The following is a 26,383-nucleotide window of genomic DNA, read 5'->3' as shown; positions in this document are numbered from 1 at the left end:
CGCCGGATTTCTCAGGAATCTTCGGATAGCAAAGGATCCGCCTGGATTTCGGCCAGCTTGGATCTGAAGCCTTCCGCTAACTCGGCTCCTTTCTCACTTTGAGAATCGAGCAAATCGAAGAGTTCGAGAGGATCGGACTTCAAGTCGTAGAGCTCTACTGGACTCCCGTCCGAGTCGAGCAGCAGTTTCCAATCGCCCTCGCGGTAGGCAAAGTCCTTACCTTCGGGCGTGGGCAGCGCCCAAAGCGTCGCGACCTTTCGCTGCAAACTGCCACCCTGAAAAAGCGGAGAAATATCGATCCCATCGATAGGCCTGTCCGTAGGCACTTCCACTCCGCAGAGCCCTGCGATTGTATTGAAAATATCCATACCGATTACAAATTCGTCCGACTCTCCAGATTCGATAACACCGGGTAGCTTCAAGATCGCAGGAACTCGCAGACCACCATCATACAAAAAGTGTTTACGCCCACGGTAGCCGCCCGTCGAGCCATAGGCGTTAACCTCCCACCAATTGATCCAGTCCGAAGTGACCGCCCCGTTATCGCTGGCGAATACCACGAGCGTATTTTCCGCCAAACCCCGCCGTTCAAGATCTTCCAACAAACGGCCGAGCTGAAAGTCCATGTAAGTAATGTTAGCGTAATATTCGCCGGGCCCTCGTGGAATCAGCTTTTCCTTCGGAACCCCTTCTCCCGAAGGGATCGGTATGATCTCACCGTCCGTATATTCCGAATACAAAGCGTTAAACTCAGCAGGATTTTCGATAGTCGTATGCGGCTCGTTCATCGACAAAAACAGAAAGAAAGGCTTTTCTTCTGGAGCTTGAGAATCGAGCCAGCTCATCGCCTCGTCGACATAAAGTTGGGCCGTGTAGCCCTCTTGCACGGGGAGGGCTTCCCCATTTCGAAAAATGTTGGTCGGATTATGATTAGTCGGGATCTGAAAAGCGTTATTTCCGTAGCTGAAATCAAAACCGTGATCTTTAGGTTGGGGTTGGGATGCATCGCCCAGGTCGCTATTGAGGTGCCACTTTCCGATCAGAGCTGTAGCATAGCCGCTGTCCCTGAGAAGTTCGGCAATCGTGGTCTCATTTTCCTTCAAATAGATACCGCTTCCCTCCGGTATCCAACTTTTCACTCCAGTCCGATACGGCATGCGACCCGTCATCAAGGAAGCGCGAGAGGGAGAACAAAGAGCGGAAGGAGCGTAATAGCGGGTTAAGCGAAGGCCCTCCCCCGCTAGCCGATCCAAATGCGGAGTTTGCAGGACAGGATGCCCTTGCACAGCGAGGTCCCCGTATCCGAGATCATCGACATAGATGAGAAGCACATTGGGACGCTCCTCTGCCGATAGAGATAGGGCCGAAAATAGGGTTATGAAGAGGAAAGGAAGTGATTTCACCGCGAGAACTTCAGCAAGTTCCAAGCCACAGAAAGCATCGGATCTTTTCGCAAAGGACCCTGTCTAGACCCCTTCAACTAAATTCAGGATGACGCAACGCTCCGTACAACGAAGAAGCCTTACTGCTTGTCATAGCCTCGTCCTACACCATTAATCGCCGACCTATGTCTAAAATACATACCCTTTCCTACGCTGCCAGCGCAGCGATCGCCCTAGTCGCCTTGACCGCTTGCGGCAAGTCGCCAGAACCCGAAGAGACCGCCGCTCCGGAAGAAGCTGTAGAAACAACTCCTGCAGTTGAAACCCAGGCGATCGCCTACGATACCCTGGAGAAAAAGGTGAGCTACGGCATCGGTATGCAGATGGGATCCCAGTTGGCCAGAGATCCTTCCATGACAGTTGACGTCGATGCTCTCTTCGGAGGCATCCAGGATGCGCTCGACGGAGCGGAGCCCGCTGTGAGCCAGGGTGAGTTGATGGCCGCATTTAACGAACTTCGCACCAAGATCGAAGCAGAAGCCCAAGCCGCTTCAGCCAAGAACAACGCCGCCGGAGCTGATTTCCTAGCCCAAAACGCGGAACGCGCCGAAGTGCAAACCACCGAAAGCGGTCTGCAATATGAGATCGTCAGCTCCAGCGGATCCGAAGAAAAGCCTAGCCCAAGCAACACCGTGAAGGTCCACTACCATGGTACACTGATCGACGGCACCGTCTTTGATAGCTCCGTACAACGCGGTGAACCGATCGAGTTTCCCGTAACCGGTGTCATCAAAGGTTGGATCGAAGGCCTGCAGTTGATGAATAAAGGCGACAAGTTTAAGTTCTACATCCCCGCCGATCTCGCCTATGGCAACCAAGCGACAGGCAAGATTCCAGCTGGATCGACCTTGATCTTCGACGTCGAACTTTTGGACATCCTTTAGTCCAGGACCGAAAACAAAGAACCGACTTTTCCAACTCCTCGCGAAAAACCAACGCGAGGAGTTTTTATATCTAAAAACCGGATACAGTCCGAGACTAACGCTCAAGCTTATTGAATCGCGCAGGCTTCGAGCAGCGGCTCAAACACTGGTTCCAAAAGCTCGGTACCACTACGGGTAAAATGGTGGTTATCGAAATAAACAGGCTTGTCGTCTACCAAAAGAACTCCTCGTCCCTCTTCCGTGACATGAGGTTCAGGATCCAAGATAGTAACCCCTAGTTCTACCAGCTGGTCAAAAACCTCATCTTGAGCGCTAGACTTTTCGCGATACTCCTCAAGTGATTGCCCTAGATCTTCGATCTCCGAGCCATTCATGGAAGCACGTACCATCCTTTTGGGAAGATCTCCCTCGTAGATTGGAACCGTCCGCATAATCCAAACCTTCGTCCCTAACTCGTTCAGAGCAGAGACGGTAGCGAGGAGCTGTGTGGCGAATTCTTCCTTTTGATCGGGATACTCAATGTGGCCTTGAGCCCAGTATCCGACTAGCAATACGTTTCGCGGGCGAGCCTCTTTAATGTAATCAAAGACCGCTTCGTTCCAAGGGATCGACATCGCCTTTTTATCTGGATCCGGATTAGTCGTCTCGTAGCCAAGAAGCGGTGTAAGACCTTCCCGGTACGCACTCTTAGCGTTGACTCCTGCCTCTTGGCACATCTTGGCAAGACGGTAACTTACCGCGCCACCATGGCTGTCTCCCCAGAGCAGCAAATCGACTTGCCCTGATACATCATTTTCACGGCTCGAGAGCTCTGGAACAGACCCCTCTTCCAACATTTCAATACTCACACGCTCGACCCCAAACTCCGTTTCGATGCCTACCGCACGATAGCGAAGATGCTCATCTCCAATTCGGGATTTAAAACCGTCATTCGCCACAAACAAACAACCCACCAGTACCATCGAAACGGATACAAAGGCGAAACCGCTGAAAACCTGCTTACGTGTAAGCCAAGTACCCGCCTTTCGAAACGGTCCTTCGATATATTTCCATGATAAAACCGCTAGTACAAAGGACGCCAGTACCATCCCCCATTTGATTGCGAGGCTGGGTTCTCCACTCAAAATATGGCGCGAAAATGCCATCACAGGCCAATGCCACAGGTACAAGGAGTAGGAAATCAGTCCGATAAAAAGCAGAGCCTGCAGGGACAAAATTTGAGAGAGCCAAGTGTTTCCTTTTTCCCCACCCCAAATAATCAATCCAGTCGCCAAAACCGGCGGCAAAGCCCCGACTCCGGGAAAAGGAGTATCGTGGTCGTACTGGAAAAAACATAGAAATAGAACCCCCATCCCTAGCAAGCTCGCTGCCTCTCTTATCCAACGCGGCACTTCATACCTATTGATAAAACTGTAGGGCAAGGCCGCGAGAATGGAGCCGACCATCAATTCCCAAGCTCTGGTAGGCAAAAGATAAAATGCCGCATTCGGCTTAACCCACGTTCCGACCACACCCACGACGATCCCGACCGCAAAAATAACAATGATCGTCCGAAAGAATCGCATTTGCCCGTATTTGGCGACGAAGACTAAGATCAACGGGAAAACGACATAATACTGCTCCTCCACCGCCAATGACCAGTAGTGAAGAAACGGTTTCAACTCCGCAGCTACACTGAAGTAGCCAGAGGTCAGCCAGAGATAGAAATTCGCCACCCCTGCGACCTGTGCCAGCGTTACCTTACCCAAATCAATCAGGTCATCTGGCATCAAAAAGAACCAGCCAGCCAAGAGGCTCGAAAAAGTGACCACCGACATCGCCGGCACGATCCTGCGAATGCGACGCTCCCAGAAACGAGCCAAACTGAAAGTGCCCTTTTTCAGGTCTTTCAAAATGATGCTCGTAATCAAGAAACCGGAGATAACAAAAAAGATGTCGACCCCGACAAATCCTCCGGGAAATCCTAATCCCGCGTGAAACAAAACCACGGGAAGTACAGCGATGGAGCGAAGCCCATCGATGTCTGGTCTGTATTTAAGCATTTTCGATCAAGGGTTATCGGCTTAATTGTCGAAACAAAGGCATCAAACAGGAGAATCGCCCCAGCGATACTCTGCTTTAGCCCTAGCAATCGACGAATCCCAGACTAAGCAAATACCGTGCTCATGCCCTGTCTAGCTTTCAACTAGCTCTAGCCAGCCTTGCGAATCTTCGGTGCTGCCATCAAATAGGCCAAAGAATGCCTTCTGCAGCTTCTCTGTCACCGGTCCTCGCTTTCCGCATCCAACAGCCAAACCATCTACCGAGCGAATAGCAGCGATTTCCGTCGCCGTACCGGTCATGAAGACCTCGTCCGCCACGTACAGCAGCTCTCTCGGAAGGCTCTCCTCCCGCACTTCGTAGCCAAGCCGTTGAGCCAAATCGATAGTGATGCTGCGAGTAATGCCGGGCAAGATCGCCGCCGTGATGGGTGGGGTATACAAAACCCCATCGCGAACCACGAAAATATTTTCCCCAGCTCCTTCGCTCAAGTGACCGGAAGCGTCTAGTCCGATCCCTTCCGTGTATCCATGCCGATGCGCCTCCATGGTTATCAGCTGTGAGGAAAGGTAGTTGCCGCCCGCTTTGGCCATGGTGGGCAGAGTATTCGGAGCGACACGAGTCCAGCTAGACACGCCCACATCCACTCCACTCTCCAATGCATCTTCCCCGAGATAAGCACCCCAGGGGAAAGCGGCCACCGTGACTTCTACAGGGTCGCTGTTGCCATAGACCGTAATGGGTCCGTAGCCGCGAAATGCGAGCGGCCGAACGTAAGCTGACTTCAAGCCATTGGCGGTAATCACCTGATGGCAAATTCGGGTAAGCTCGTCCTGCTCAAACGGCATGGTCATGCGATAGATCCGAGCCGAATCGTAGAAACGTTTCAGGTGCCGCTCTAAGCAAAGATAAGCAGGTCCATTCGGAGTATCGTAAACACGGATACCTTCGAAGACCGAAGAGCCATAGTGCAGAGCATGAGTCATCACATGCACCGTCGCTTCCTTCCAAGGGATCAACTTGCCCCCATGCCAAATGAACTGAGTTTCTTCCATAGCAATATAGCGATTAGTCTTATGGGCGTCGAGCGGATGTCAAACGCAGGAACCGCCCGTCTTTCTTCTCATTTTCGCCTAGTCTTCATCGGGCAAAATCCGAGTCGCCAGCTCCAGAGAGACCGAGCTCTCCTTTTGTTCGCGACGGAAGATCAAACCCTTGCTCTGCAAGTCCAATGAGCGAAACACGAGTTTGATATCGACCGGAGCATTGTGAGCGGGACGCCCCTCAGTGCCTCGTATCTGCTCCCGAATTTCGGCAACCACTCGACCAAATGCCGCGGAAACGGATGACTCCACCGGTTGCCTGAGATTTTTACTCGATTGAAGCGTGGCAATCTCGCGGGCAGCCGCTTCGCCCGACAAACCCGCGCGGCGAGCTGCCTTCTCCGCCCGTTCGCGACGCTGGGCTTCGCGACGTTTTCGGTTGAGAAGCGACTCCTTGGTTCTTCCTAGAGCGTGTTGTCTACTCATCTCAATTCCACCTTGGTTGAAATTTTGCCTTCCAGCACCATTTCGTGAGCGCCTTCCTCATCCACTAGGATGGAATCTATCGTCGCCTCATCCCCCTCTCCCGTCGCGGGAACCGGGGTAAACTTGAACTGAATCTTGAAAGAAACGTCTTCGGTGATCAAAGCCCGCGATTCGCCTTCCGCTGCGACTGAAGACTCGTCATTTACCCGGCTCAATTCGCGCTGGAGAGTCAACAGCATGTCGCTAAGCGGCACGGGGACATTTAGGGATTCCTCGGCCATCGGGTTCATTCAGCTCCCTCTGTTGGTCTGCTTTTTAGATCAAGTTCGAGATGCTGGATGGCCTTGTCGAGATCTGCGGCACTGGCGAGCGAAACCTTGGCGGTTTTCAAATACTCCCCCAAACTGAACTCCTTGTTGGAGAGCGCAAAACTGGTGGATGCTTGAAATACGCTTTCTTGCGTGTTGCGGCTGGTAAAGCCAAATCCACCAGAGGCATGGATAGGCCCCAATGACAATCCTCCCGAAGCAGAGCCGCTGGTTTCCTTGACGCCAGCAATCCGCATGGTGAGAGCCGTTTCAATTCTTCCTTCCAGACGAACCGTAGGCGCATATTGATCAATCAATTCGGCGAGGTCCGCGCCTGCCTTGAGCTTCGCCTGTTGTCCAGATCCTTGGACGTAGATTTTCTTGATGGACTTAAGGTTCTTAAGCCAAAGCGAAAGGTACTTTTCTTCCGCTTCGAGGACTGCTTCCAAGGGAGCGGAAAATAGCTCCGAGAAAGCCTTACTGATAGTCAGCGTAGCCATAATAAGATTTGGGGTAAGAGGTTAGGCACAGGCCGAAAAAATCGACCACGTCCCGACACTTCACCGAATAGAGGCATTTGTCAAAAAATTGCTACCGCCGCGAACTCCTTGCGGCAAAAAGCTTCGAGGATCGATTCCGGACACGAAAAAACCCGCCCGAGATAATCTCGGTGCGGGTTTCTTTGGTAGCAGGAGTACCCCTACTCCTATTGTGCTACCTGTATGTATTATACCCCAAAAACTGTTTTCTCAGCTGAGGGTCTGTTTCAACCGCTCCTTTTTGCTGATGTGAGGAGAATACCACGGGAATCCCATAAGAGGAAATACCTTATTCCTCTAGCAGTCATAGGATTTTCCTATACTTAGATATTTAAATTTATATCTATTTGAATTTAAACACTTTATAAAATTTTGATGTGTCCAAAATCGTCTGAAATTTTACTAAATAAATTTTATCTAGAGTTAAGAAATAAGGTAATAACCCCTCTCTTTCTTGAAGGTATGGACTCTAGCGAAATGACCGCTTTATCCACTGAAAATAACCCATATGCTTCTGAATTTAGATCTGAAGGAATGATGTCCCATCCGGACACAAGAAAAGCCCGCCCGAGATAGTCTCGGCGCGGGCTTCCTCGATAGCGGGAGTACCCCTACTCCCTTGTGTCGCTATCTTTCGTTATACCCCAAAAAAATTCTTGGAAGAGGCGCGGCCTAGTAGGCGCGCTTCTTGGTTTCGAGGGCCGCCATTCCGAAGAGGCCGGCTCCTACGACTGCTGCAGCGGCCATGACTCCCACCGTAGGGATGACGACTGCCGCGAGTCCGATGATCGCCGCGGCGGCGATGGTGGCTTCAATCAACTGTGTCTTGTTTGCTGTCTTCATTGTCTTCTCTTTCTGTTTCTGAAGACACTATAGCCGATTTCTCCCATAAACGGAAATACTTGTTTCTTATGATTTCCATAGGTTCTGACTATACCCTATCTCCTATTGGCTCTTGCAGCTAGTCCTTCAATACGGAGAAACCCTAACGAATCCGAAATAAGTGTTAGAAATACTCATAAAGCACTGAGGTTTTTCTAAAAACTGCCGAATGCCGTAGGAGCGCAAATCAACTCCTCATCCGAACATCGCTCCCTATGGCTACAGATAAAAGAAGACTTCTACTCCTAGTTTTCACCGCTCTCGCTACTTTCCTTCAAATTTCGAAAGCTGGTTCGAATCCACCACATCCGGAAGGACTCCTGCTAAGAGGCTTCGAATCGGAAGCCGCTTTAAACCGAAGAGGCGACCAAGCTGTACTCAATGGCGTCTCTACTACCATCCGGGTGGATGCAGCAGGCGAGCTTAGCTCCTCCGTTTCAGCCAATGATCTTTCGCCATTGGTCGAATGGTACCAAGACCGAGAGCAATACTACTCTGCCTACGGCGACTTCGCTCCGGGGATCGCAAGCGCTATTGGATACACCACTACCATTTCTGATTCAGGCAAGACGCTCGACCTCGACGGAAACACTTCCTCGCCCAGCATTTTCACGACCGAGACCTATGATGCAATCGTGACCGTGGCAAAAGGCTACGTCGACGCCGGCGTCGATGCGATCCACTACGATACCGCTTGGGTCACCGGGGACGCAGGTCCTTTTGACGCAACAACCATGGTGGATTTCAGGACTTGGCTAAACGCGCGATACTCTGAAGCCACTCTCCAATCCTATGTCGATGCGAGCTACGATGCCTCCACCTTCGATTACGGAGCCTTTTTGAGATCCAAGAGCGTAACCAAGGACAATTACGGCTCTGCTACCATTTCAAGCGTACCATTGGGTCAAACCAAGCACTGGAGACTTTGGCACGCCTTCCTCAGATACAAGGAGCGCGAAGTTATCTCGGCCCTGGTAAACGAGGTGAATACCTACGCCCAGAGCGAGTTGGGACGCGAAATTGGATTTTACTTCAATCGCTACGGGTTCATCCACCGTCCGGCTGATCGTTGGTTCCTTGCAGAGTACGCTTCTGGAGACTTGGGGGAAACTCATTTTACCGGCGAATCTTGGGAGTTTGCAGATGGGATAAATCTGGAGCCGGTCTACCGAGCTGCCCTGAAGACCTACGATAACCGCTTCGAATCATGGAACAGCCCACCAGCAACCAACAATGCCGTACAGAGCGTTTTCCTAGCGGAGGCTTTGGCAAATAATGGTGTCGCGACATGGGAGGATGACTATCCTGCCACCGCGTCCGTAGCGAGATTGGCCAAACAATTCGAAAGCCAGCTAGATTTGGATACAGTCTCAGAGGCAGCCATTTTCTATCCATTGGCAACAGTTCTTCACAATCAGCCTGGTCAAACCGGTTCTGACCCGGGAACACTAGGAGGCGATCACTATTGGTACCTAGGTCTTGGATACATATTGCAAGATTTGGAAATCAACTACGACGTAGCCTTCGCCGGAGACGATCTCGGCATGGCAGATTCGTTTTCTTCGAGCGATATAAGCACCTACGATGTGGTCTTCGTTTCAGAGGCCATCCAAGTGACTGATTCCCAATTCACGGAATTGATGGATTACGTCAACGGGGGCGGCACGCTAATTGTCAGCGGGACAAACTGCTTACGCTACGACGAACTTGGAGACGACCAATCCAGCACACGCACCTACGACTCGAAAACCTGGACACAACTTCTAGGATCCGTGGGCAACACCTCCATCGGTTCCGGCACGCTGAAAGTAGTCAGTCTCGACCCATGGGGATCCTATGGTTATACGGAACAGCCGAGCTCATCTACGCTTACTACTATCGTTTCATCCATCGAATCCGCACTACCTTCAGGATTGGAACGTACCACAAGCTCGGCCTCCGGAGATGTTCGAATCCTACGCTATTCAGATTCTTCCGACGACTCCGAGGTGTACCACCTGATCAACTACACCTTCAATGAAGCGGGAACAGCCGTCACATCCCAAACAAGTTTCACGGTTTCCTTTCCCACACCCTCTAGCTATGTGGGTACTCCTACCGCGAGCTACGCGAGCTCGGCAGACAGTGCGGCAACAACACTTACCATTACAGACCTCGGGGGTGGCATGTCACAGGTTACCATTCCCACTCTAGGCTATTGGGGAATTCTTCGTATCGGATCGGCTCTTACAGAAACAGAGCATCCTAACATAGAACCGATCGCCTATTTCGATAGCCTCTTTAGCTACGAGGTCTTTGGTTCCTCTTCTACAAAAACACTGACCTACAGTGCCTTTGACGACGACGAGATCTCTAGCCTACAAGTCTACTACTCGGAGAAGGATCTCGATACCGGACTTTTTGGTCCTTGGACAGCGAGCCAAACAATTGCGGGCACTGGCACCAACGAACTATCCGACGCGACCGTTGAATACAGTTTCCCATCTGAAGGCCACTTTCGACTTCAAATCGTCGCCACAGACAGCGATGCCGCCGCAAACGAACTCCTAGGATCCGACGCTTACGATACGGAAGCCGGGTACGACACTACCGCGGTTGATCGCTCCTCACTCGTGGTCAGTGAGCTTCTGGGAATACCGGACGGAACGGTGACCACTGAACCCCTCACTCCGAGCTTCTCTTTCACCGGTCAGGTGGATCCCATTTCTGGATTCGGTCAATACAACTGGAGCTGGAACAATGGCGGAAACACGATCGATGGAGGTGGTGACAACCTAACCGAAACCGTTATTCTTCCATCACTTCCTGCAATGGTTGAAGGCGAATACGGAGAATACGAGCTTTCCCTGCGTTTCCAAAACGGTGCCGAGATCTGGGATGACTCAGAATCAGTCTTCTCCATTATCTATACCGTCATCCCCACCTATAACGGGTCTGAAGAGGATCGCGACGCAACAGATGGTGAGAGCGTTGCCTTCAACCTCGACTATACCAATCCCTATGGCGACGTATCCATTCAATGGTACAAAGATGGTGCAGCGATGAGCGGGGAAACAGGTGACACCCTCGATCTCGGAACTGTAGATAGCGATGACTCTGCAACCTACCACGCAACCATCGCCAATCCAGCTGGTTCCATCACCTCTACCGACTTCAATCTCTCCGTAACCACCCCTCTGGAAATCACCAGCCAACCGGCAGGAGCGATCATCAGCGAAGGCGATTCATTCTCCGTCACAGTCGAGGCACGCGGAACGGGTACCTTGTCGTACCAATGGACACTCGAAGGTGTCGACATCAGCGGAGCAACGAGCGCGACCTACAGCATAAGCTCTGCAGTCAGAGCCACGCATCACGGCCACTACCGTGCAGTTGTGACAGACGACCTAACATCCGTCACCAGTAACGGTGCCTTCGTCCAGATCAGCAATCAGCCAAGCGGAGGCGGCGAAAGCGGCGAGGCCCCATCGGCACCGATTAACCTTTCTGCCACCGACAACGGTACCGACGCGGTCACCCTGAGCTGGCAGGATACCTCGACCAACGAGACCGGATTCGCCCTAGAACGAAAAGAAGAAGGTTCTTCCACATGGGTATCGGTATCCAGTGGTATCCCCGCAAATGATACACAGTTCATTGACGCCACAGACATTGGATCAACTTCCTACGAATACCGCATCAAGGCGACGGGAAGCTCCAGCGACTCTGACTACTCAAATGTTGCTCTCGTCTCACGTTCTAGCGGACCTGCCCCGCTGGCCACTCCGACCAGTCTGTCAGCTAGCGACAATACAGCCCACGTCCGTCTCACGTGGACCGACAACGCAACCTCAGAAACCGGATACACAATTGAGCGAAAGCTTGAATCCGAATCCTCTTGGAGTGTGGTCGCAACCATTGGGGAAAATTCTCAAGCCTTCACTGACCCGATAGATATCGGTACTTCGAGCTACGAATATCGCGTCAAAGCTACCGACGCTACGGACAGTAGCGACTACTCAAATGTAGCCGCCGTCTCACGAGAAAGCGGCTCGGGCGGAGAAAGCGATCCCGCTCCTACAGCTCCAGCCAGCTTGGACGCTGTCGACCAAAATACGCAAGTAAGCCTCACTTGGGACGACCTCTCCGACAATGAGACCGGGTTCGCTCTAGAGCGAAAGGAAGAAGGTTCCAGCACCTGGGTTTCAGTATCCGATTCCATACCAGCGGACCAGGAGCAGTTTATCGATGTTACGGACATTGGCTCTACCACCTACGAATACCGCATCAAAGCCACCGGAAGCACAAGCGACTCCGACTACTCAAACGTCGCCAGCCTCACCCGCTCTAGCAGCGGAGAAAGTGGCGAGGGAGGAGAAAGCGAAGAACCAACACCTCCTACAGCCCCGGCAAACTTGGCCGCTGTTGACGGCACCGCATTTGTCAGCCTTTCATGGAACGACCTCTCCCATGACGAAACCGGATTCTCCATCCAACGTCGTGTTCAAGGTGAAACCACTTGGACCCAAGTCTCCACCACGGCAGAAAACGTTTCTTCTTATCAGGACAATATCGATATCGGGGATGAAACCTACGAATACCGCGTAGCCGCCGACAAGGACAGCGTCGCCTCCGACTACTCTAACGTTGCCACCGTGACGCGCGTACACACCGGTACAAGTCTTGGCCTATCTCTCATAGCCGACATCGAGATGCCGCTGGTCATTACCCTCGATTCTAGCGACACTGCCGACACGCTACGTTCCACCATTGCGACTGAGCTTCAGGTATCCGCTGAGAGCCTACGCCTGTTTGTTGGAGCAACAGAACTCACCGATCCGACTCAGACTTTGACCGATATCGGTCTAAGCCATGGCAACCAATTGACCGCGATCCAAGCAGATGATACCGCGACAAGCAACTACGCCAACTGGTCTCTCTCTACTATGGGTGATACCCTCTCAGATCGTTTACCAGAAGAGGATGCAAACAACGACGGCGTCAGTAACTACCTCCATTACGCTTTCGGAACGTCTCCCCTACTCGAAAATCCGTCTGCGAATCTCGTCGCCATTTCCGTCGAAGGTGAATTCGCAAGCCTAAGTTTCCGACGCAACAAAAACGCGAGTGACATTGAATTCGCAGTTGAGGTGCTCGATGAAAACTCAGGTACCTGGTCGGAAATCTCGAGCAGCGAACTCAGCGAGACCACTTACGAAACTGAAGACGAGGCCATCGAAACCGTTGTCATCGAGATAAACCGCACACTCGACAGGAGCGTGCTGCTTCGTCTCAAGGTCTCTCGCAAGTAAGAATCTCATTTGAATACGGGCTCGACTGCCTTCCGCTTGAGCTCTCTTCGTCCCATCCGGACACAAGAAAAGCCCGCCCGAGATAGTCTCGGCGCGGGCTTCCTCGATAGCGGGAGTACCCCTACTCCCTTGTGTCGCTATCTTTCGTTATACCCCAAAAAAATTCTTGGAAGAGGCGCGGCCTAGTAGGCGCGCTTCTTGGTTTCGAGGGCCGCCATTCCGAAGAGGCCGGCTCCTACGACTGCTGCAGCGGCCATGACTCCCACTGTGGGGATGACGACTGCCGCGAGTCCGATGATCGCCGTTGCGGCGATGGTGGCTTCAATCAACTGTGTCTTGTTTGCTGTCTTCATTGTCTTCTCTTTCTGTTTCTGAAGACACTATAGCCGATTCTTTCTATAATGGGAAATACTTGTTTCTTATGATTTTCATAGGTTTTGACTATACTTAGAGCCTAAAAAGACCCTCCGCAGCGGAAACGGAGGGAAGCAGGGCAGAGATTAGGGCTCCAATTTGTAGATCTCAGTACCGGCCAGCAAAACGCAACCGAGTCCGTAATCGTCGAAATCAGGCTCGTGATCGTAAGCCACCGGCTGTCCGTCCTTGGGTTCTTTACCGGTACCCTGCACATAGCCCAGAAAACCATTTTCATGGATACTCTCTTCGGAAATCGCCCGCCATCCCCTGAGAGCAGGGGCCAGATAGTCATCCCGAGAAAGAAGACCGTTGTTGATACCCCATGCCATACCATAGACAAAAAGTGCCGTACCGGTAGTTTCCTTACCTCCGAAATGCTCGGGATCGTGCAGACTGACATTCCAAAAACCGTCTTCCCGCTGCACTGCCTTCACCGCCTCCAGCATTGCCGAGAGGTCAGCTTCGTACTCGGCACGGTGCGGTGAATCGGCAGGGATGATGTCAAGCACGCGAACGAGGGCGGCAACCACCCAGCCGTTGCCTCTCGACCAATAACAGTCCTCCCCGTTGGGTTCAGTGTACGGCGGCACAAAGCCCTTGTCGCGCCACCACAAGCCATCCTCGGGATTAAAAAGTCCGTTACCGCCATGCTTCCGCTTGCTGTAACTATACATTGAATACGCCTTTTCCAGATACCTAGGGTCATCGTACATTACGCCTAGCTTAGCCAGGATAGGCATAGACATCTGGATAGCGTCGATCCAGCTCCAGTCATCATTCTGCGGCGTGTTGATCAGCATATCCATGCTGATCCGGATATCCCGAATCTTGATCGGGTCAGGCTCTATCTCGTAAAGCTCCAAGTAGGTTTGCCCCGCGCAATGATCATCTGCGTTCCTCGTTGTAGTGCCTTTGCGCATACCCCACTCGTGAGACTCCGCCCACTCAAGAGCGTATTCCAAGAACTCCTCTTTCGGATAAATCGTGTGCAGAGCCATTAGGCCTTCGTAATAGACCGCCCGAGTCCAAATGTTGCTGGGATAAACTCGGTCCTTGTAAAAGGCGGGAATCACATCGCTGGGATCCGACCATTTCCGCATAAAATAGTCGTTAGCGGTAAGCATGCTTTTGAGAACTTTCTTGCGAGCGGGCACCTCTTCAGTAGAAGCGGAAAAGCTCAAAACAAACATACCAAGAATGAAGGTACAGCGGCGCACCGAGCCTGAAATAGAGCACATGTGAGGGAGGGGGCTTGGGGTTAAGGTCCGAGAAGACTCCCGTAATTGGAGAATCCCTTCAATCCTAAACCCGCTCTCTCACCCTCTCATGTTAGGCGAAGACACTCAAGATCGACTCTTACCCATTCGCCGACGGACAACTTTCGCGTAAAGAGTTACTGGTACCAAAACGAGAAAGGAGATTAGGATGAAAACCATCATCTGACTGCTAGGTCCCGCGACTTCGGAAATCCATTGGTGCGCAGCCTCGTCGTTCGCGTGTTTGGCAAAAGGCAACGCTCCGAGAGCATATTCCCGAGCGATGGAAAAACCGCCTCCCGCCGCAGCATGCCAACCAAGGGCCGAAAGCGAGGCATAGGCTTGAATTCCGATCGCCGCCGCCCCTACTGCCAAAACGCCAACTCCAAGTGTGCCGATAGCGAAAATCCCCAGTCCCATGGCTCCGCAAGTCAGCAAGCCGACCGAAACGATACCCACGCTGATCGGGGCGATTGCGACTCCGCCCCATGCGAAAAGCAGTCCATAGGCGTAATCCCCGGCAGCGATCCAACCAAATGCAGGAGTATCTCCCTCGCTAGCCAACGAAAGCTTGGCATGGACCAATGGTACACCAAAGAGCGTGGCTTTACTGCGATATTCGCCCTCCACAGATCCAGCTTGATCCTGAGGATCTTTGAACAATTCCGGATGGCGACGCCTCTCATCGGAGCGAAGCCGACGTGAGTCTCGCAGAAGCTTCACCGTTGCGATTGGCATAAAGAGAGCGAACGAAATAACCAAGACCTGGCTCGCTACAGCAAAGTATCCACTTTGCTCGTACCATTTAATCCCAGCCCATCTCAAAAGGAAGAGTGCTGCCACCATGCCTAAGGCAATTCCAAGAAAAAGTACCGACGTCTTTACGACATGACGGCGTTCGAGCGGCGTGCGTGACTGGTCAAGGTTGGTACGAATTGCCACGAAGCTACTGATAAAGCCGGAAACCGAAGCCAAAAATGTAGCAAGCCCGAGCCACTTAAACCAAGAGGCAGCTTTCACAGTAACAACTCCCACACCCGCTGCTTTCGCAGGTGGAGCGAGAGCAGGCAAGGAGGCGAGTACTGACGCTGTGAATACGCGACCTGGAGTGCTGCGAGAAAGTGCATCCTCTACAAAACCCATCATCCGCTCTTGCAGCATTTTCCGACCTCGCGACAAACGTTGCTTGACTGTTGCTTCAGTCAAGTCGAGCTCATAGGCCACATGCTCGATCGAACGATGCTCCCTGTAAAAGAGAACCAAGGGTTCGCGATAGTTTTCTGGGACCTTTTCCAAAGCCTGCCAAAGCAGAGCTTGTTCTTCTTCTTTCATAGCTGATTCGTCTACCCCCCTTTCTTCGCTGGCGAATTGTCCGGCTTCTTCCAGCTCGCTCGCTCCGGACACAGGCTGCCGCGCTTCTTTGCGACGCCGATGGCTGATCTTGAATCGCAAGATTCCGCACAACCAGGACTTGAGCTTTTCGGGTTCTTTGAGGCTACCTAGTTTCTTCCATGCTTCGATGAAAGTATCCTGCGCGACGTCTTCGCTCGCAGCCAGATTGCCGAGATTCGAATAAGCGACGGAACACAGCATCCGCTGGTAACGCGTCACAATGTTTCCAAACGCCTGCCGGTCTCCTCCTAAGGAAGCGACCACCAGAGAAGCGTCACTCGCTTCGCTTATACCGGGGATGTCATTTTGCGTATTCATAGCTTTCTTGCTAAGGGGGTGCCCAACTACCCGGCCAAGGTGACAGACTTTTCGCAAAAAATCCAAAAAAAGAAATTGGGGCAAAAAACTGTCACCTTTCCGAGCAACCGAGGCACTTAGCTGGTGAACATCTAAAATAACCAACCGCAATTCCTGCAAAAAGGACACCCCCTATGAAAACACCAACGCTACTAAACTCACTTCGCGCCTTCGCCACCGCAACCGCCTTGCTCGCTAGTTTTTCTCTATCAGCCAGCGAGATCCCAGCTTCCATCGACCAGCTTGAAGATTCGAATAAAAACGAGCTCGGCCATCAAAGATTGTTCATGGACGACACCAGCGTCGGCGGACAAACCACTTTCGCCCATTCCGTTGAAGAAGGAGTCCTGATCGCGAAAGGAAAAATCTCACCACCTCGCGGACAACCGGGCTGGGCAAGCGCCGTCTTTCTGCTTACAAGCGACGGAACCGCAGCGGATCTCAGCGAATACGAGGGCATTCGACTTCTCATTCGCATCAACAAAGGAACCCTCTCCGTCTCAGCCAACAGCACAGAAGTCACCAACTTCGACTACCACGCCGCCCCTCTCGCTAGGGCCCACGACAAGGCCTTCCATGAAGTAAAGATTCCCTTCTCTTCCATGAAACGTGCTTGGTCCCAACAAACCGAATTGAACACCAAAACAATCGCGAGCCTAAGTCTCGTCGCCTTCGGTCTCCAAGCGGGCGATTTCGAATACGAACTCGATGAAATCGGTTTCTACTGATTTCAATCTTTGAACCTCCAACCGCTCAGCCCCCTCCAGCTACCATGAACGCAACGATCAACACCAACACCCGTATCGACTATCTCGATGCGGTGAGAGCCTTCGCTCTCCTTCTCGGAATCCTCTTTCATGCGAGCCTCTCATTCACTCATATCTTCATTGGCTGGGCGGTTATGGACGTATCCACAAGCCCGATCGTTTCCACGCTGGCATTTATCAGCCATTCCTTCCGCTTGGAGCTATTTTTCCTCCTCGCAGGTTTCTTCAGCCACATGACCATTCACCGAAACGGCACTGGCAGTTTCCTGAAAAGCCGCTTCGTACGGATCGCTATTCCCTTCGTTGTTGGCTGGTTCCTGATCCGGCCCTTGATGGTCGCTAGCTGGGTCATGGGCGGAGCAAGTATGCGAGGAGAAGTAGATATCGCAGCTGGTTTCGCCGAAGGCTTCAGCTCCCTAAGAGCTCTGCCTGACAACTTATTGGTCGGGACCCACCTTTGGTTCCTCTATTACCTCCTTTTGGCAACCGCCACAATCCTCCTCGCGAAAGGGATCCTTTTACTGGCTCCGAAGCTGAAAAGCTTCCTCGCAGAACAACTCGATAAGGTTTTAAGCCGAATTTCGAAATGGTCCAGTGCCGCCGAGGCGATCGCGATCCCTACTGCGGTGGGGCTCTACTTCATGAGTAGCTGGGGAATGGATACACCAGACAAAAGTCTCATCCCCCACCTGCCAACCTACCTAATCTACACTGGTTGCTTCGGGCTTGGTTGGCTGATCCACCGTCAACCAGAGCGGCTCAACGAGCTGTCAAAACTAAGCGTGGTTAGATTTATCAACCTACTCGGCTCAATCGCCCTGACGCTATACCTCGTAGGCTTCGAAAGCGACTTTGGTTCGCCTTACCATACCCAGATCCACATGACCTTTGCGTACGCCTACAGCGTCATGATGTGGTCTCTAGTATTCACAACCATCGGACTGTTCAGACTGGCGATACGACGCGAAAGCAAAACCATCCGCTATGTGGCCGATTCTTCCTACTGGCTTTACCTAATCCACTTGCCAGTCGTCATCTGGCTGCAAATCGCGGTGGCGGAGCTGTCCTGGCACTGGGCCATTAAACTTCCGACCATCACCACCCTCGCTATCGGGATCTCGCTTTTGCTCTACGATCTTCTCATCCGACCGAGCTTCGTGGGAAAGATTTTAAACGGTCGCAAAAAGCCGTCCCAAATCATTTCCCTTCTTAAAGGAAGCAAAGCACCCAAAACTCAAAGCCTAGCAACCAGCTAAAAGGAACAAGAAGCTTCGTATCCGCTTAGCTAAGACATCTCTTCAAGTGCCTTGACTAGGATATTTCGCAGTTCCCTTCCGTAGGACTCCACATCCTCACCCTGCCCTTTTCTAACCGCGCGAATAAAACGAGTGGCAGACTTCAGCTCTTCCTGGCTCCAGCCGCTCGTTAGCCCCTTTTTCTCGTCTCCCGCTGTAAGCTTCACGCTCGTCTCTTGGCGAGCGTGGGCCCAGTTGGAGACAAACTGAGCGTAAAGGTAAAATCGGTCCAGCTGCACGAAGGGAAATTGCTCGGACACGTTAGGCCCCACCGTAATCTTTAGTCCCCCCAAGGGGAGTTGGCTAATCTTGGCTCGCGCCAAATCCTTGCCTTTCCACAAGGCCGAGCCGGCTCCTATCGCAGCGCCCAGCGTGGCAAAAACACCAAAAGTGATACCTCCCGCTGCCAGATCGGCACCCACGCCTAAGCCTGCGCCAAGCAAAGCTCCAGCCACCGCCAGCTGCTTTTGCGTCAGGCCCAACGCCTGCCATGCACGTTCGGAAAAAAGGTCCTCCGCGAGAATCGAATTCTCCGGCAACTCGATGCTCACCTTGCGGATGGAATAAATATCGCAAGCCTGCTCCCTGAAGCGACGCTCGATCTTCTCCAGCTTGGATCGATACTGCTCCTGCAGCTTTCGCTTCTCGATCTCCACTCCGCTATCGCTCTCCAGGAACGATACACAGCTGCACAGCAAGGATTGCTCAAGGTGTTCTACCATGGCTTCTGCAGCCCGTTCGGTTGCTCTCCGGCGGTCCAAGCGAACGAGATCAATTGCATCGCTCAAAGCAGGCTCCCAATCTTGATCGATGCTTTTAAGCGCCTCCAAAAGTTCGATACGGTCTAGATAGCGAGCAGTTTGGGCATTAAAGGTTCGAACCGAATTGAAATGCTGGCGGAAGGCATTCTTCCAGCTTTCCAAGAAGCGGCTCTCGCCTGACTTGGGATTGATGATCGCCATACGGGGCGAAGCGGTGAGACGCAGAATCTCCATTTCCGCCGTATCGACTGCCGTCATAGGGCGAGAGGCATCTACCACGTAGAGAATCCCCGAGCCTTCCAAGACAGGACGAAGCAACTCGCAGTCGTGATGAAAGTCTGGATCGCTTTCATGCGTTTCGATGAATTGGGCAACTCGTTTTCCTTCCAAGGATTCGTGCTCGCGAAACCATTTCAAGGTCGCTTGCGGATTCTGGAAACCAGGCGTATCCACGAACTCGATAATCGTCTTATCTCCTGCCCGTAAGTCGAAGCGTTGCAGCCGGATCGTCTCGCCCGGCAAGGCGCTGATCGAAACCGAATCATTTTGCGACAAGGTCGCCACGATAGACGACTTCCCTTCGTTAGGGTGGCCGATAATTGCAAATCTAGGTAGCGACTTCATACCGTTGAATTCTCCAAAATGAGGTAAGGATCTCCCATCTTCCGCACAAAGGAATGCCAAGCATCAGCGTAGCGTTTCTCGGGCAAAAGCGAAATCGCTCCGTCTCCCTCGCCGGGGATTCCTAACAAAACGACTTTGATCAAGGTCTGTGTTTCCAATCGAGAGCGAAGCTCCAAGACTTGTCTTTCGATCTCCCGAATCGGCGGCATCCAGCTTTCGAATACGAGAGCAACCTGCACCGCAGAAGAGATTTGTCTGCCTTCCTGTAAAATTTCGCCATCCTGGTAAACTTCGATTTCCACCACCGTTTCGGGCAACTTCCAGCGAGCAGCGAGTGACTTCCGCAATGCCTCCAAGTCGAAATTTTCTCCCAGCTCTTGCGAACAAAAGCAGCGAACCTGCTGCCGCAAAAGGGAATCGGCATCGATCGGCGTAAAGTCGTGAGCTCCCGAATCCGCTCCTTGCTTGACCAGCTCCGAATTGAATCGTGGCAAATCCGGACGTAGCCGCTCCAGCAAACGATCTGCCGCCGCATAGCGAAAGTCGTATTTGGTAAGCGAGGCGCCGACTTGCCATTTGCCCAACAAGTAGAAGAGCAATCGTGGAAGGATCCCATAACTCAATATCCCCCAGCCAAGGAATTTCCACCAAACGGCGAGATTCACGGTCTCCAGTTCCTGTATCCCCTCTTTCAGGACAATTCGGCTACCTTCGATCTGCTCTTGGCTGGGATAGCCTTCGCCTTCTCCCGAGAGCCATGACCACGGCAAAGCCACCGTCTTAGCGAGTTCGCTTACCACTGCGGGCTCCACTTTCAAAGTAGTCTGCCAACCAAAGGCTCGATCCGAGAAAGCGACTGCCACCAGCAAAGCGGTTAAAACTCCCAAGTTGAAGCAAAGGGCCGCCGCTTGGATTTTCACAAAAGCCACCCATTTCACGATCTTGCCATGCAGCGCGAACGTCCGACGCGCCGCTCCAGCCCATTCCGCCACGTCCTGCCGCTGCTGGCCGCTCAAAAATCGAGCCGCTAAGCCATGCATTTTTGAAAAGACCGCTTCGAACAGCCAACGCCCCACCTTGAAGACAGGCCCGAAGGCCATGGCTTCCCGCCAAGAGGTGGGCAGGGCAAAAATGAGTAGCAGCACGACCGCCAACAGGGCTTGCAAAAGCACAAACACGCTAAAGAAGGCCGACACATTGATCGGCGCTTCGCCGGTGTAGACAAGTGCCGCGGTCGCCGCCCCCAGCCCGCTCAAAAGCCCCATCACCGCTAGAATTTGTCCGGACGCCTTGAGTGACTGGATAACCGTGTCGGCCGCCAGTTTGATATCGGGCGACTTTTCTAAACGGGCCTCCAGCCATGCTTTGGCGATGCCACGGCGGTCGCCGCTCATCAGCAGCCCCTCGTCCAATTGAGTCGCGGCGTCCTGCGCCTTCAGCGTTTCCCACTCTTCGGACTCGTCTTTGGCCAAAGCGCATTCGAAGGCCACTAGGTCCGGCAACTGCCAACGGGTCTTCTTTCTTTTCCCAGATCCACTCATTTTCAATGTATTACCCCAAATTCCGAAGCATAGGTAAAGACTGACTTCTTACTTAGCAACGGACGAACACCCTAGCCTGCCGCGAAAAAAGCCCGCTCGAAAAGGAAGGATTGAGCAGCTTTCCTGTCTGGATCAGTCTCAACCATCGCCAAACAAGGCGATCATCCATGATCGAAACAAACGAGCAAAATGGGGGATTCGAGGATTCCGAGCAACTCGCCGTCTTGGGAAGCTACCGCACCACCCGCCTGGCCCACGAAGCGGGCCTCGCCGTACTCGCCTACGGAGAGCACTACTGGGTTCACATGGAATCGGGGCGCTACTTGCTGGTGGTGAGGCGAGAGCAGGCCGAGGCTCTGAAACGGGAAGTCGAAATTTCAACCCTGCGAAACCGCTATTGGCCGCCCCAATCCCTAGAGCTACCCGTCCGCTCCATCCGCAAGGGACCTACTATCCTCGCGATCCTAGGAATCATCCTCGCCTTCTCCCTGCAAACGGCTCATCCAGAAATCTCGACTCTGGGTGTCAACAACAGCCAAGCGGTCTGGGAAAACGGGGAATGGTGGCGGATCTTCACCGCCATGACCCTGCACGCCGACCTCAGCCACTTGGCGGGCAATCTTCTAGGTTTAAGCCTTTTCGGCTACCTTTCCTGCCGTTATCTGGGCAACGGACTGGCTTGGTTTTTGATCGTGATTTCGGCCGCGGCATCCAATGCCACGAGCATATTGGCAAACCTCGGACAGGACTATCAATCCCTCGGAGCGTCGACTGCCGTTTTTGCCGCCCTTGGCCTCATCGCCGGTTTTCCGCTGGGAGTCTTTCTTCGCGCCAAAGAACCTATCCAACAAAGAGACTGGCTGATTCCCTTTTTTGGCGGCTGCGTTCTCTTCGCTTGGATGGGAGGAGGAGAATTTCCCACCGATGTGGCGGCCCATCTTTGGTCCTTCGGCTACGGTGCACTGTTCGCTACACTTATCGGAGTCACCGCCCTGCACGCGAAGCTGAAAAAAGTCGCCCAATCCTTCCTGCTCCTGGCGGCAGGTACACTTCTGGGAGCCGCGTGGTTTTGGGCTAGTTTGACCTAAAAGGCCGCCGGCGAGAGATCACCGACGGCCTTAAACTATAACTTGATGCTCCGCCTAGCCGACAAAGGTACGGGCGTTGCGGAACATGCGCATCCAGGGGGAATCTTCGCCCCACTCCTTTGGTGCCCAGCTGAGCTGCACGCTGCGGAAAACGCGCTCGGGATGCGGCATCAGAATCGTGGCCCGACCGTCTTCACTGGTTAAACTGGTAATGCCAAATGGGCTTCCGTTCGGGTTAAGTGGATACGCTTCGGTGGCTTCGTGGTTGTTGTCCACGTAGCGGGCGGAAACGAGACCTGAAGCGTTGCAGGCTTCCGCTGCTTCGGAGCTTTTGAACTCGGCGCGTCCTTCCCCGTGAGCCACCGCGATCGGGAGAACGCTGCCTTCCATTCCCTTGTAGAGGATGCTTGGGCTTTTCTCGATCTTCACCGAAACAAGGCGGCCTTCATAGCGCTCGCTTCGATTTTGCACGAAGTGCGGCCAATGCGCAGTGCCAGGGATGAGCTCTCTTAAATTGCTGAGCATTTGGCAGCCGTTGCACACGCCGAGCGAGAACGTGTCTTCGCGCTCAAAGAAGGCCTTAAACTCTTCACGGGCTTTGGCATTGAAAAGGATACTCTTGGCCCAACCTTCTCCTGCTCCCAAAACGTCTCCGTAGCTGAAGCCACCACAAGCGGCCAAGCCCTTGAAGTTGCTGAGGGAGATCTCGCCGCTGAGCACATCCGTCATGTGAACGTCGATACAGTCGAAACCGGCACGGTGGAAGGCGGCTGCCATTTCGACTTCGCCATTCACGCCTTGCTCGCGGAGGATCGCCATTCGCGGGCGGAAGGCGAGCGACTTGCTCGGTTTGATATCAAAAGTAACCTTAGGCGATATGCCTTTGTTGGACATATCCTGGCGAATCTTCTGCTCGGAAGCGGCTGACTCCGGATTGTCGCGCAGGCTCTGCATGCGGAAGGTTACGTCCGACCAGATGCCACGCAGGGTAGAAAGTTCTTCGTCGTAAATGTCTTCCCCTCCTTGCAGGACTTTGATGGTGAGATCGTCATTGAGATTGGCAACAACAGTGCTGCAAGTATCCAGTCCGTGAGCACGCAACACCTCTAAGACTTCCTCTTGCTCGCTATCCTTGATCTGAATCAAAGCTCCCAGCTCTTCAGAAAACAGAGCTTCAAAAGCATCCGCTTCCGCAGGAATCTCGAGATCCAAACCGACATTTCCCGCAAAGGCCATTTCTACCGCTGCGGCGAAAAGCCCGCCATCCGAACGGTCGTGGTAAGCGAGCAACTTCTTCTTAACTCCCAGCTCTTGGATCGCATTCCAGAAACTCTTCAAATCTTCCGCGGAATCCACATCGGGAGAACCTTCGCCCATTTGGCTCAAGGTTTGAGCCAAAATCGAACTGCCCAAACGGTTCTTGCCGCGACCGAGGTCGATCAGAACCAAGCTTGTATCCGCATCCTGAATAAGCTGCGGAGTGAGCGACAGACGAATGTCCTCGCAGCGAGCGAAGGCGGAAATGATCAAAGAAGTGGGAGAAGTAACACGCTTCTCAACGCCCTGCTCCTGCCACACGGTGCTCATGCTCATGGAGTCCTTTCCGACTGGGATAGTAACTCCCAACTCTGGACAGAGCTCCAAGCCCACTGCCTTCACGGCTTCATAGAGATCAACCGCGTCACCAGGAACCGATGGGGCCGCCATCCAGTTGGCGGAGAGGTTAACACCCGTCAAAGGACCAACTTGAGCGGCGGCGAGGTTGGTCAAAGCCTCACCGACAGCGAGTCGAGCGGAGGCGGCCGCGTTGTTAACAGCGGTCGGAGTGCGTTCGCCCATGGACATCGCTTCTCCAGTGTATCCGTCAAACGAAGACGCGGTCACCGCGCAGTCGGCCACTGGCACCTGCCAAGGTCCCACCATTTGATCGCGGTGAATTAAGCCGGTTACAGTGCGGTCACCGATGGTGATCAAAAAGGTCTTGTCCGCAACGGACGGATGCGAAAGCACACGCTTGGCAGCTTCTTCCAAGGTAACGCCGCCCAGCGAAAGTGGCTCCTGCGGACGGGTCAGTTTTGTCTCGCTACGATGCATGCGAGGCGGCTTCCCAAGCAGTACGTCGAGCGGAATATCGATTGGCGTATTACCAAAATGCGGGTCGTTTAGGACAAGCTGACGCTCATCGGTCGCCTCGCCAATTATGGCGTACGGACAACGTTCGCGTTGGCAGATCGTCTCGAACGATTCAATACGGTCGCCCGGGATCGCCATCACGTAACGCTCTTGCGACTCGTTACACCAGATCTCGAGCGGGCTCATGCCAGGCTCGTCGTTGTTGATCTTGCGCAGATCGAAGATACCTCCCTTGCCCGCGTCGTTCACGAGCTCCGGCATCGCGTTGGAAAGTCCACCCGCTCCCACGTCGTGAATGAAGGCGATCGGGTTTTCGTTGCCCAAAGCCCAACAGCGGTCGATCACTTCCTGACAGCGACGTTCCATCTCAGGATTGTCGCGTTGTACAGAAGCGAAATCGAGATCCTCGTTTCCAGTGCCGCTATCGATGGAGCTAGCCGCGCCACCGCCTAAGCCGATCAACATGGTGGGGCCGCCGAGGACCACTAGCTTGTCGCCGGCGTTGACGATACCCTTTTCGATGTGTTCGTGGCGGATGTTTCCGAGTCCACCGGCTAACATGATTGGCTTGTGGTAACCACGCACTTCCGGGCCATTGGCTCCGGGGACTTCCTGCTCGAAGGTACGGAAGTAGCCGAGGATATTAGGACGGCCAAATTCGTTGTTGAAGGCTGCTCCGCCGAGCGGGCCGTCGATCATGATATCGAGAGCGGACACGATACGCTCCGGCTTTCCAAAATCCTTCTCCCAAGGCTGCAGGGCACCGGGTAATTTAAGATTGGATACAGTGAAACCATTCAAGCCTGCCTTCGGCTTAGATCCGACACCGGTCGCCCCTTCGTCGCGGATTTCGCCGCCAGAGCCAGTCGCAGCTCCGGGAAACGGGGAGATAGCGGTTGGGTGATTGTGCGTTTCCACCTTGCAGAGGATGGCGATATCTTCGAGCGACGGCGCGTAAGCGTTGGTCTTGGGATCCGCGAAGAAGCGGTTTCCTTTGCTGCCTTCGAAAACGGCGGCGTTGTCCTTGTAAGCGGACAAGATGCCTTCGCTTCGCATCTCGAAGGTGTTTTTGATCATCTTGAAGAGCGACTTCTCCTGAGCCTCCCCATCGATGTCCCATGATGCGTTGAAAATCTTGTGACGGCAGTGTTCGGAGTTGGCTTGGGCAAACATCATCAGCTCAATGTCCGCTGGATCGCGGCCGAGCTTCACAAAATTTTCTACCAAGTAGTCGATCTCGTCTTCGGCGAGGGCGAGCCCCAGCGTCTTGTTGGCGTCGACAAGCGCTTCCCGTCCACCTTCCAGAACCGGCACGGTGGTGAAGGGCTTGGGATTTTCGTGGCGGAAGAGGATTCCCAGCTCTTCTTGCGTGCTGAACACGACTTGCGTCATCCGGTCGTGCAGCTGGGCGTCGATGGTCTTGAGCTGCTCGATATCGAGGTCGCCTTCTTCCAGTTCGATCCAGAATGAAACCGCTCGCTCTACACGCTCGAGCTTCGCCAGACCGCAAATGTGGGCGATATCCGTAGCCTTGGAGGACCAAGGGGAGAGCGTGCCCGGGCGTGGTGTCACGATGCGCTGCAAGCCTTGCGGTTCGTGCTCCTCCAGCTTCGGTCCGTAGGTGAGCAATTTGGCTAGGACGGAATGCTCCTCCTCGCTGAATTCGCCTTCGACCTCGGCAGCGTGCAAGTATTCCGCGTAAACGGATTTGACCGGCAGTCCAGCAGCCTCGAGCGAGGCTTTCAGCTTCTGCAAACGGAATTCGGAATGTGAGGGAGCGCCACGAAGGATTATCATAACGCTGGCAAACTGAGAGCTTAGCCCGAGCCCGACAAGC

18 protein-coding genes are annotated in these 26,383 nt (G+C 53.3%); 5 read left to right on the top strand and 13 right to left on the bottom strand.

Features of this window, described 5'->3' with window-relative positions; translation table 11 throughout:
* Positions 1 to 11: 11 nt before the first annotated feature.
* A complete protein-coding gene (locus H5P27_RS14815; protein ID WP_185661170.1) occupies positions 12 to 1,403 on the bottom strand; it encodes a sulfatase-like hydrolase/transferase in 1,392 nt (463 codons plus the stop codon).
* Between the two features lie 164 nt (positions 1,404 to 1,567).
* Here H5P27_RS14815 and bamJ point away from each other — a divergent pair, with 164 nt between their 5' ends.
* A complete protein-coding gene (bamJ, locus tag H5P27_RS14810; RefSeq protein ID WP_185661169.1) occupies positions 1,568 to 2,326 on the top strand; it encodes a BamJ family beta-barrel-assembly machinery protein in 759 nt (252 codons plus the stop codon).
* Positions 2,327 to 2,433: 107 nt separating this feature from the next.
* Here bamJ and H5P27_RS14805 read toward each other — a convergent pair whose 3' ends face one another.
* From H5P27_RS14805 to H5P27_RS14780, 6 genes are all read right to left on the bottom strand, one after another.
* A complete protein-coding gene (locus tag H5P27_RS14805; protein ID WP_185661168.1) occupies positions 2,434 to 4,368 on the bottom strand; it encodes an acyltransferase family protein in 1,935 nt (644 codons plus the stop codon).
* Between the two features lie 132 nt (positions 4,369 to 4,500).
* Positions 4,501 to 5,421, bottom strand: coding sequence for a branched-chain amino acid transaminase (locus H5P27_RS14800; RefSeq protein ID WP_185661167.1), 921 nt, complete (start codon positions 5,419 to 5,421; stop codon positions 4,501 to 4,503).
* Between the two features lie 78 nt (positions 5,422 to 5,499).
* Complete coding sequence (locus tag H5P27_RS14795) at positions 5,500 to 5,895, bottom strand: hypothetical protein (RefSeq protein ID WP_185661166.1); 396 nt, start codon at positions 5,893 to 5,895, stop codon at positions 5,500 to 5,502.
* Positions 5,892 to 6,185, bottom strand: coding sequence for a hypothetical protein (locus H5P27_RS14790; RefSeq protein ID WP_221774726.1), 294 nt, complete (start codon positions 6,183 to 6,185; stop codon positions 5,892 to 5,894). The genes H5P27_RS14795 and H5P27_RS14790 overlap by 4 nt, the downstream gene beginning before the upstream one ends.
* Complete coding sequence (locus tag H5P27_RS14785) at positions 6,182 to 6,703, bottom strand: hypothetical protein (RefSeq protein ID WP_185661164.1); 522 nt, start codon at positions 6,701 to 6,703, stop codon at positions 6,182 to 6,184. Before H5P27_RS14785 ends, H5P27_RS14790 begins: the two co-directional genes overlap by 4 nt.
* Before the next feature lie 711 nt (positions 6,704 to 7,414).
* Complete coding sequence (locus H5P27_RS14780) at positions 7,415 to 7,585, bottom strand: hypothetical protein (RefSeq protein WP_185661163.1); 171 nt, start codon at positions 7,583 to 7,585, stop codon at positions 7,415 to 7,417.
* 254 nt (positions 7,586 to 7,839) lie between these two features.
* Between H5P27_RS14780 and H5P27_RS14775 the strand changes: the two genes are divergently transcribed.
* Positions 7,840 to 12,915 carry a hypothetical protein gene (locus H5P27_RS14775; protein WP_185661162.1) on the top strand — a complete coding sequence of 1,692 codons (5,076 nt, stop codon included), beginning with the start codon at positions 7,840 to 7,842 and terminating at the stop codon, positions 12,913 to 12,915.
* Positions 12,916 to 13,097: 182 nt separating this feature from the next.
* On the opposite strand, the gene H5P27_RS14770 is transcribed toward H5P27_RS14775, so the two are convergent.
* The 3 genes from H5P27_RS14770 to H5P27_RS14760 all read right to left on the bottom strand — a co-directional run bounded on the left by H5P27_RS14770 (position 13,098) and on the right by H5P27_RS14760 (position 16,298).
* The gene (locus H5P27_RS14770; protein ID WP_185661161.1) at positions 13,098 to 13,268 is read right to left on the bottom strand and encodes a hypothetical protein; all 171 of its coding nucleotides are present in this window, start codon (positions 13,266 to 13,268) and stop codon (positions 13,098 to 13,100) included.
* Between the two features lie 147 nt (positions 13,269 to 13,415).
* Positions 13,416 to 14,522: a glycoside hydrolase family 88 protein gene (locus H5P27_RS14765; RefSeq protein WP_185661310.1), complete on the bottom strand. Its 1,107-nt coding sequence runs from the start codon at positions 14,520 to 14,522 to the stop codon at positions 13,416 to 13,418.
* 153 nt (positions 14,523 to 14,675) lie between these two features.
* The gene (locus H5P27_RS14760; protein ID WP_185661160.1) at positions 14,676 to 16,298 is read right to left on the bottom strand and encodes an RNA polymerase sigma factor; all 1,623 of its coding nucleotides are present in this window, start codon (positions 16,296 to 16,298) and stop codon (positions 14,676 to 14,678) included.
* A gap of 173 nt (positions 16,299 to 16,471) precedes the next feature.
* On the opposite strand from H5P27_RS14760, the gene H5P27_RS14755 reads away from it, so the two are divergent.
* Together H5P27_RS14755 and H5P27_RS14750 are read left to right on the top strand one after the other, a co-directional pair.
* Positions 16,472 to 17,065 (top strand): CIA30 family protein, encoded by a 594-nt coding sequence (locus H5P27_RS14755; RefSeq protein ID WP_185661159.1) that lies wholly within the window; start codon positions 16,472 to 16,474, stop codon positions 17,063 to 17,065.
* A gap of 44 nt (positions 17,066 to 17,109) precedes the next feature.
* Positions 17,110 to 18,360 (top strand): acyltransferase family protein, encoded by a 1,251-nt coding sequence (locus H5P27_RS14750; RefSeq protein ID WP_185661158.1) that lies wholly within the window; start codon positions 17,110 to 17,112, stop codon positions 18,358 to 18,360.
* Between the two features lie 29 nt (positions 18,361 to 18,389).
* Here H5P27_RS14750 and H5P27_RS14745 read toward each other — a convergent pair whose 3' ends face one another.
* Positions 18,390 to 19,784: a GTPase/DUF3482 domain-containing protein gene (locus tag H5P27_RS14745; protein ID WP_185661157.1), complete on the bottom strand. Its 1,395-nt coding sequence runs from the start codon at positions 19,782 to 19,784 to the stop codon at positions 18,390 to 18,392.
* Complete coding sequence (locus tag H5P27_RS14740; protein WP_185661156.1) at positions 19,781 to 21,325, bottom strand: DUF2868 domain-containing protein; 1,545 nt, start codon at positions 21,323 to 21,325, stop codon at positions 19,781 to 19,783. Before H5P27_RS14740 ends, H5P27_RS14745 begins: the two co-directional genes overlap by 4 nt.
* Before the next feature lie 167 nt (positions 21,326 to 21,492).
* On the opposite strand from H5P27_RS14740, the gene H5P27_RS14735 reads away from it, so the two are divergent.
* Positions 21,493 to 22,413, top strand: coding sequence for a rhomboid family intramembrane serine protease (locus H5P27_RS14735; RefSeq protein WP_185661155.1), 921 nt, complete (start codon positions 21,493 to 21,495; stop codon positions 22,411 to 22,413).
* 54 nt (positions 22,414 to 22,467) lie between these two features.
* On the opposite strand, the gene purL is transcribed toward H5P27_RS14735, so the two are convergent.
* A complete protein-coding gene (purL, locus tag H5P27_RS14730; RefSeq protein WP_185661154.1) occupies positions 22,468 to 26,343 on the bottom strand; it encodes a phosphoribosylformylglycinamidine synthase in 3,876 nt (1,291 codons plus the stop codon).
* Positions 26,344 to 26,383 lie beyond the last annotated feature (40 nt).

This window comes from Pelagicoccus albus (genome assembly GCF_014230145.1).
Lineage (GTDB): Bacteria > Verrucomicrobiota > Verrucomicrobiia > Opitutales > Opitutaceae > Pelagicoccus > Pelagicoccus albus.
Note: the sequence above shows the minus strand (reverse complement) of the source record. Positions and strands in the feature narration are given on the sequence as shown.

What these genes read in the sequence shown, in the direction of transcription:
- H5P27_RS14750 (WP_185661158.1), top strand. Translation starts at nt 17,110, where the DNA reads ATGAACGCAACGATCAACACCAACACCCGTATCGACTATCTCGATGCG.
- purL (WP_185661154.1), bottom strand. Translation starts at nt 26,343, where the DNA reads ATGATAATCCTTCGTGGCGCTCCCTCACATTCCGAATTCCGTTTGCAG.
- H5P27_RS14775 (WP_185661162.1), top strand. Translation starts at nt 7,840, where the DNA reads ATGGCTACAGATAAAAGAAGACTTCTACTCCTAGTTTTCACCGCTCTC.
- bamJ (WP_185661169.1), top strand. Translation starts at nt 1,568, where the DNA reads ATGTCTAAAATACATACCCTTTCCTACGCTGCCAGCGCAGCGATCGCC.
- H5P27_RS14735 (WP_185661155.1), top strand. Translation starts at nt 21,493, where the DNA reads ATGATCGAAACAAACGAGCAAAATGGGGGATTCGAGGATTCCGAGCAA.
- H5P27_RS14745 (WP_185661157.1), bottom strand. Translation starts at nt 19,784, where the DNA reads ATGAAGTCGCTACCTAGATTTGCAATTATCGGCCACCCTAACGAAGGG.
- H5P27_RS14795 (WP_185661166.1), bottom strand. Translation starts at nt 5,895, where the DNA reads ATGAGTAGACAACACGCTCTAGGAAGAACCAAGGAGTCGCTTCTCAAC.
- H5P27_RS14800 (WP_185661167.1), bottom strand. Translation starts at nt 5,421, where the DNA reads ATGGAAGAAACTCAGTTCATTTGGCATGGGGGCAAGTTGATCCCTTGG.
- H5P27_RS14785 (WP_185661164.1), bottom strand. Translation starts at nt 6,703, where the DNA reads ATGGCTACGCTGACTATCAGTAAGGCTTTCTCGGAGCTATTTTCCGCT.
- H5P27_RS14790 (WP_221774726.1), bottom strand. Translation starts at nt 6,185, where the DNA reads ATGAACCCGATGGCCGAGGAATCCCTAAATGTCCCCGTGCCGCTTAGC.
- H5P27_RS14740 (WP_185661156.1), bottom strand. Translation starts at nt 21,325, where the DNA reads ATGAGTGGATCTGGGAAAAGAAAGAAGACCCGTTGGCAGTTGCCGGAC.
- H5P27_RS14755 (WP_185661159.1), top strand. Translation starts at nt 16,472, where the DNA reads ATGAAAACACCAACGCTACTAAACTCACTTCGCGCCTTCGCCACCGCA.
- H5P27_RS14765 (WP_185661310.1), bottom strand. Translation starts at nt 14,522, where the DNA reads ATGTTTGTTTTGAGCTTTTCCGCTTCTACTGAAGAGGTGCCCGCTCGC.
- H5P27_RS14780 (WP_185661163.1), bottom strand. Translation starts at nt 7,585, where the DNA reads ATGAAGACAGCAAACAAGACACAGTTGATTGAAGCCACCATCGCCGCC.
- H5P27_RS14760 (WP_185661160.1), bottom strand. Translation starts at nt 16,298, where the DNA reads ATGAATACGCAAAATGACATCCCCGGTATAAGCGAAGCGAGTGACGCT.
- H5P27_RS14770 (WP_185661161.1), bottom strand. Translation starts at nt 13,268, where the DNA reads ATGAAGACAGCAAACAAGACACAGTTGATTGAAGCCACCATCGCCGCA.
- H5P27_RS14805 (WP_185661168.1), bottom strand. Translation starts at nt 4,368, where the DNA reads ATGCTTAAATACAGACCAGACATCGATGGGCTTCGCTCCATCGCTGTA.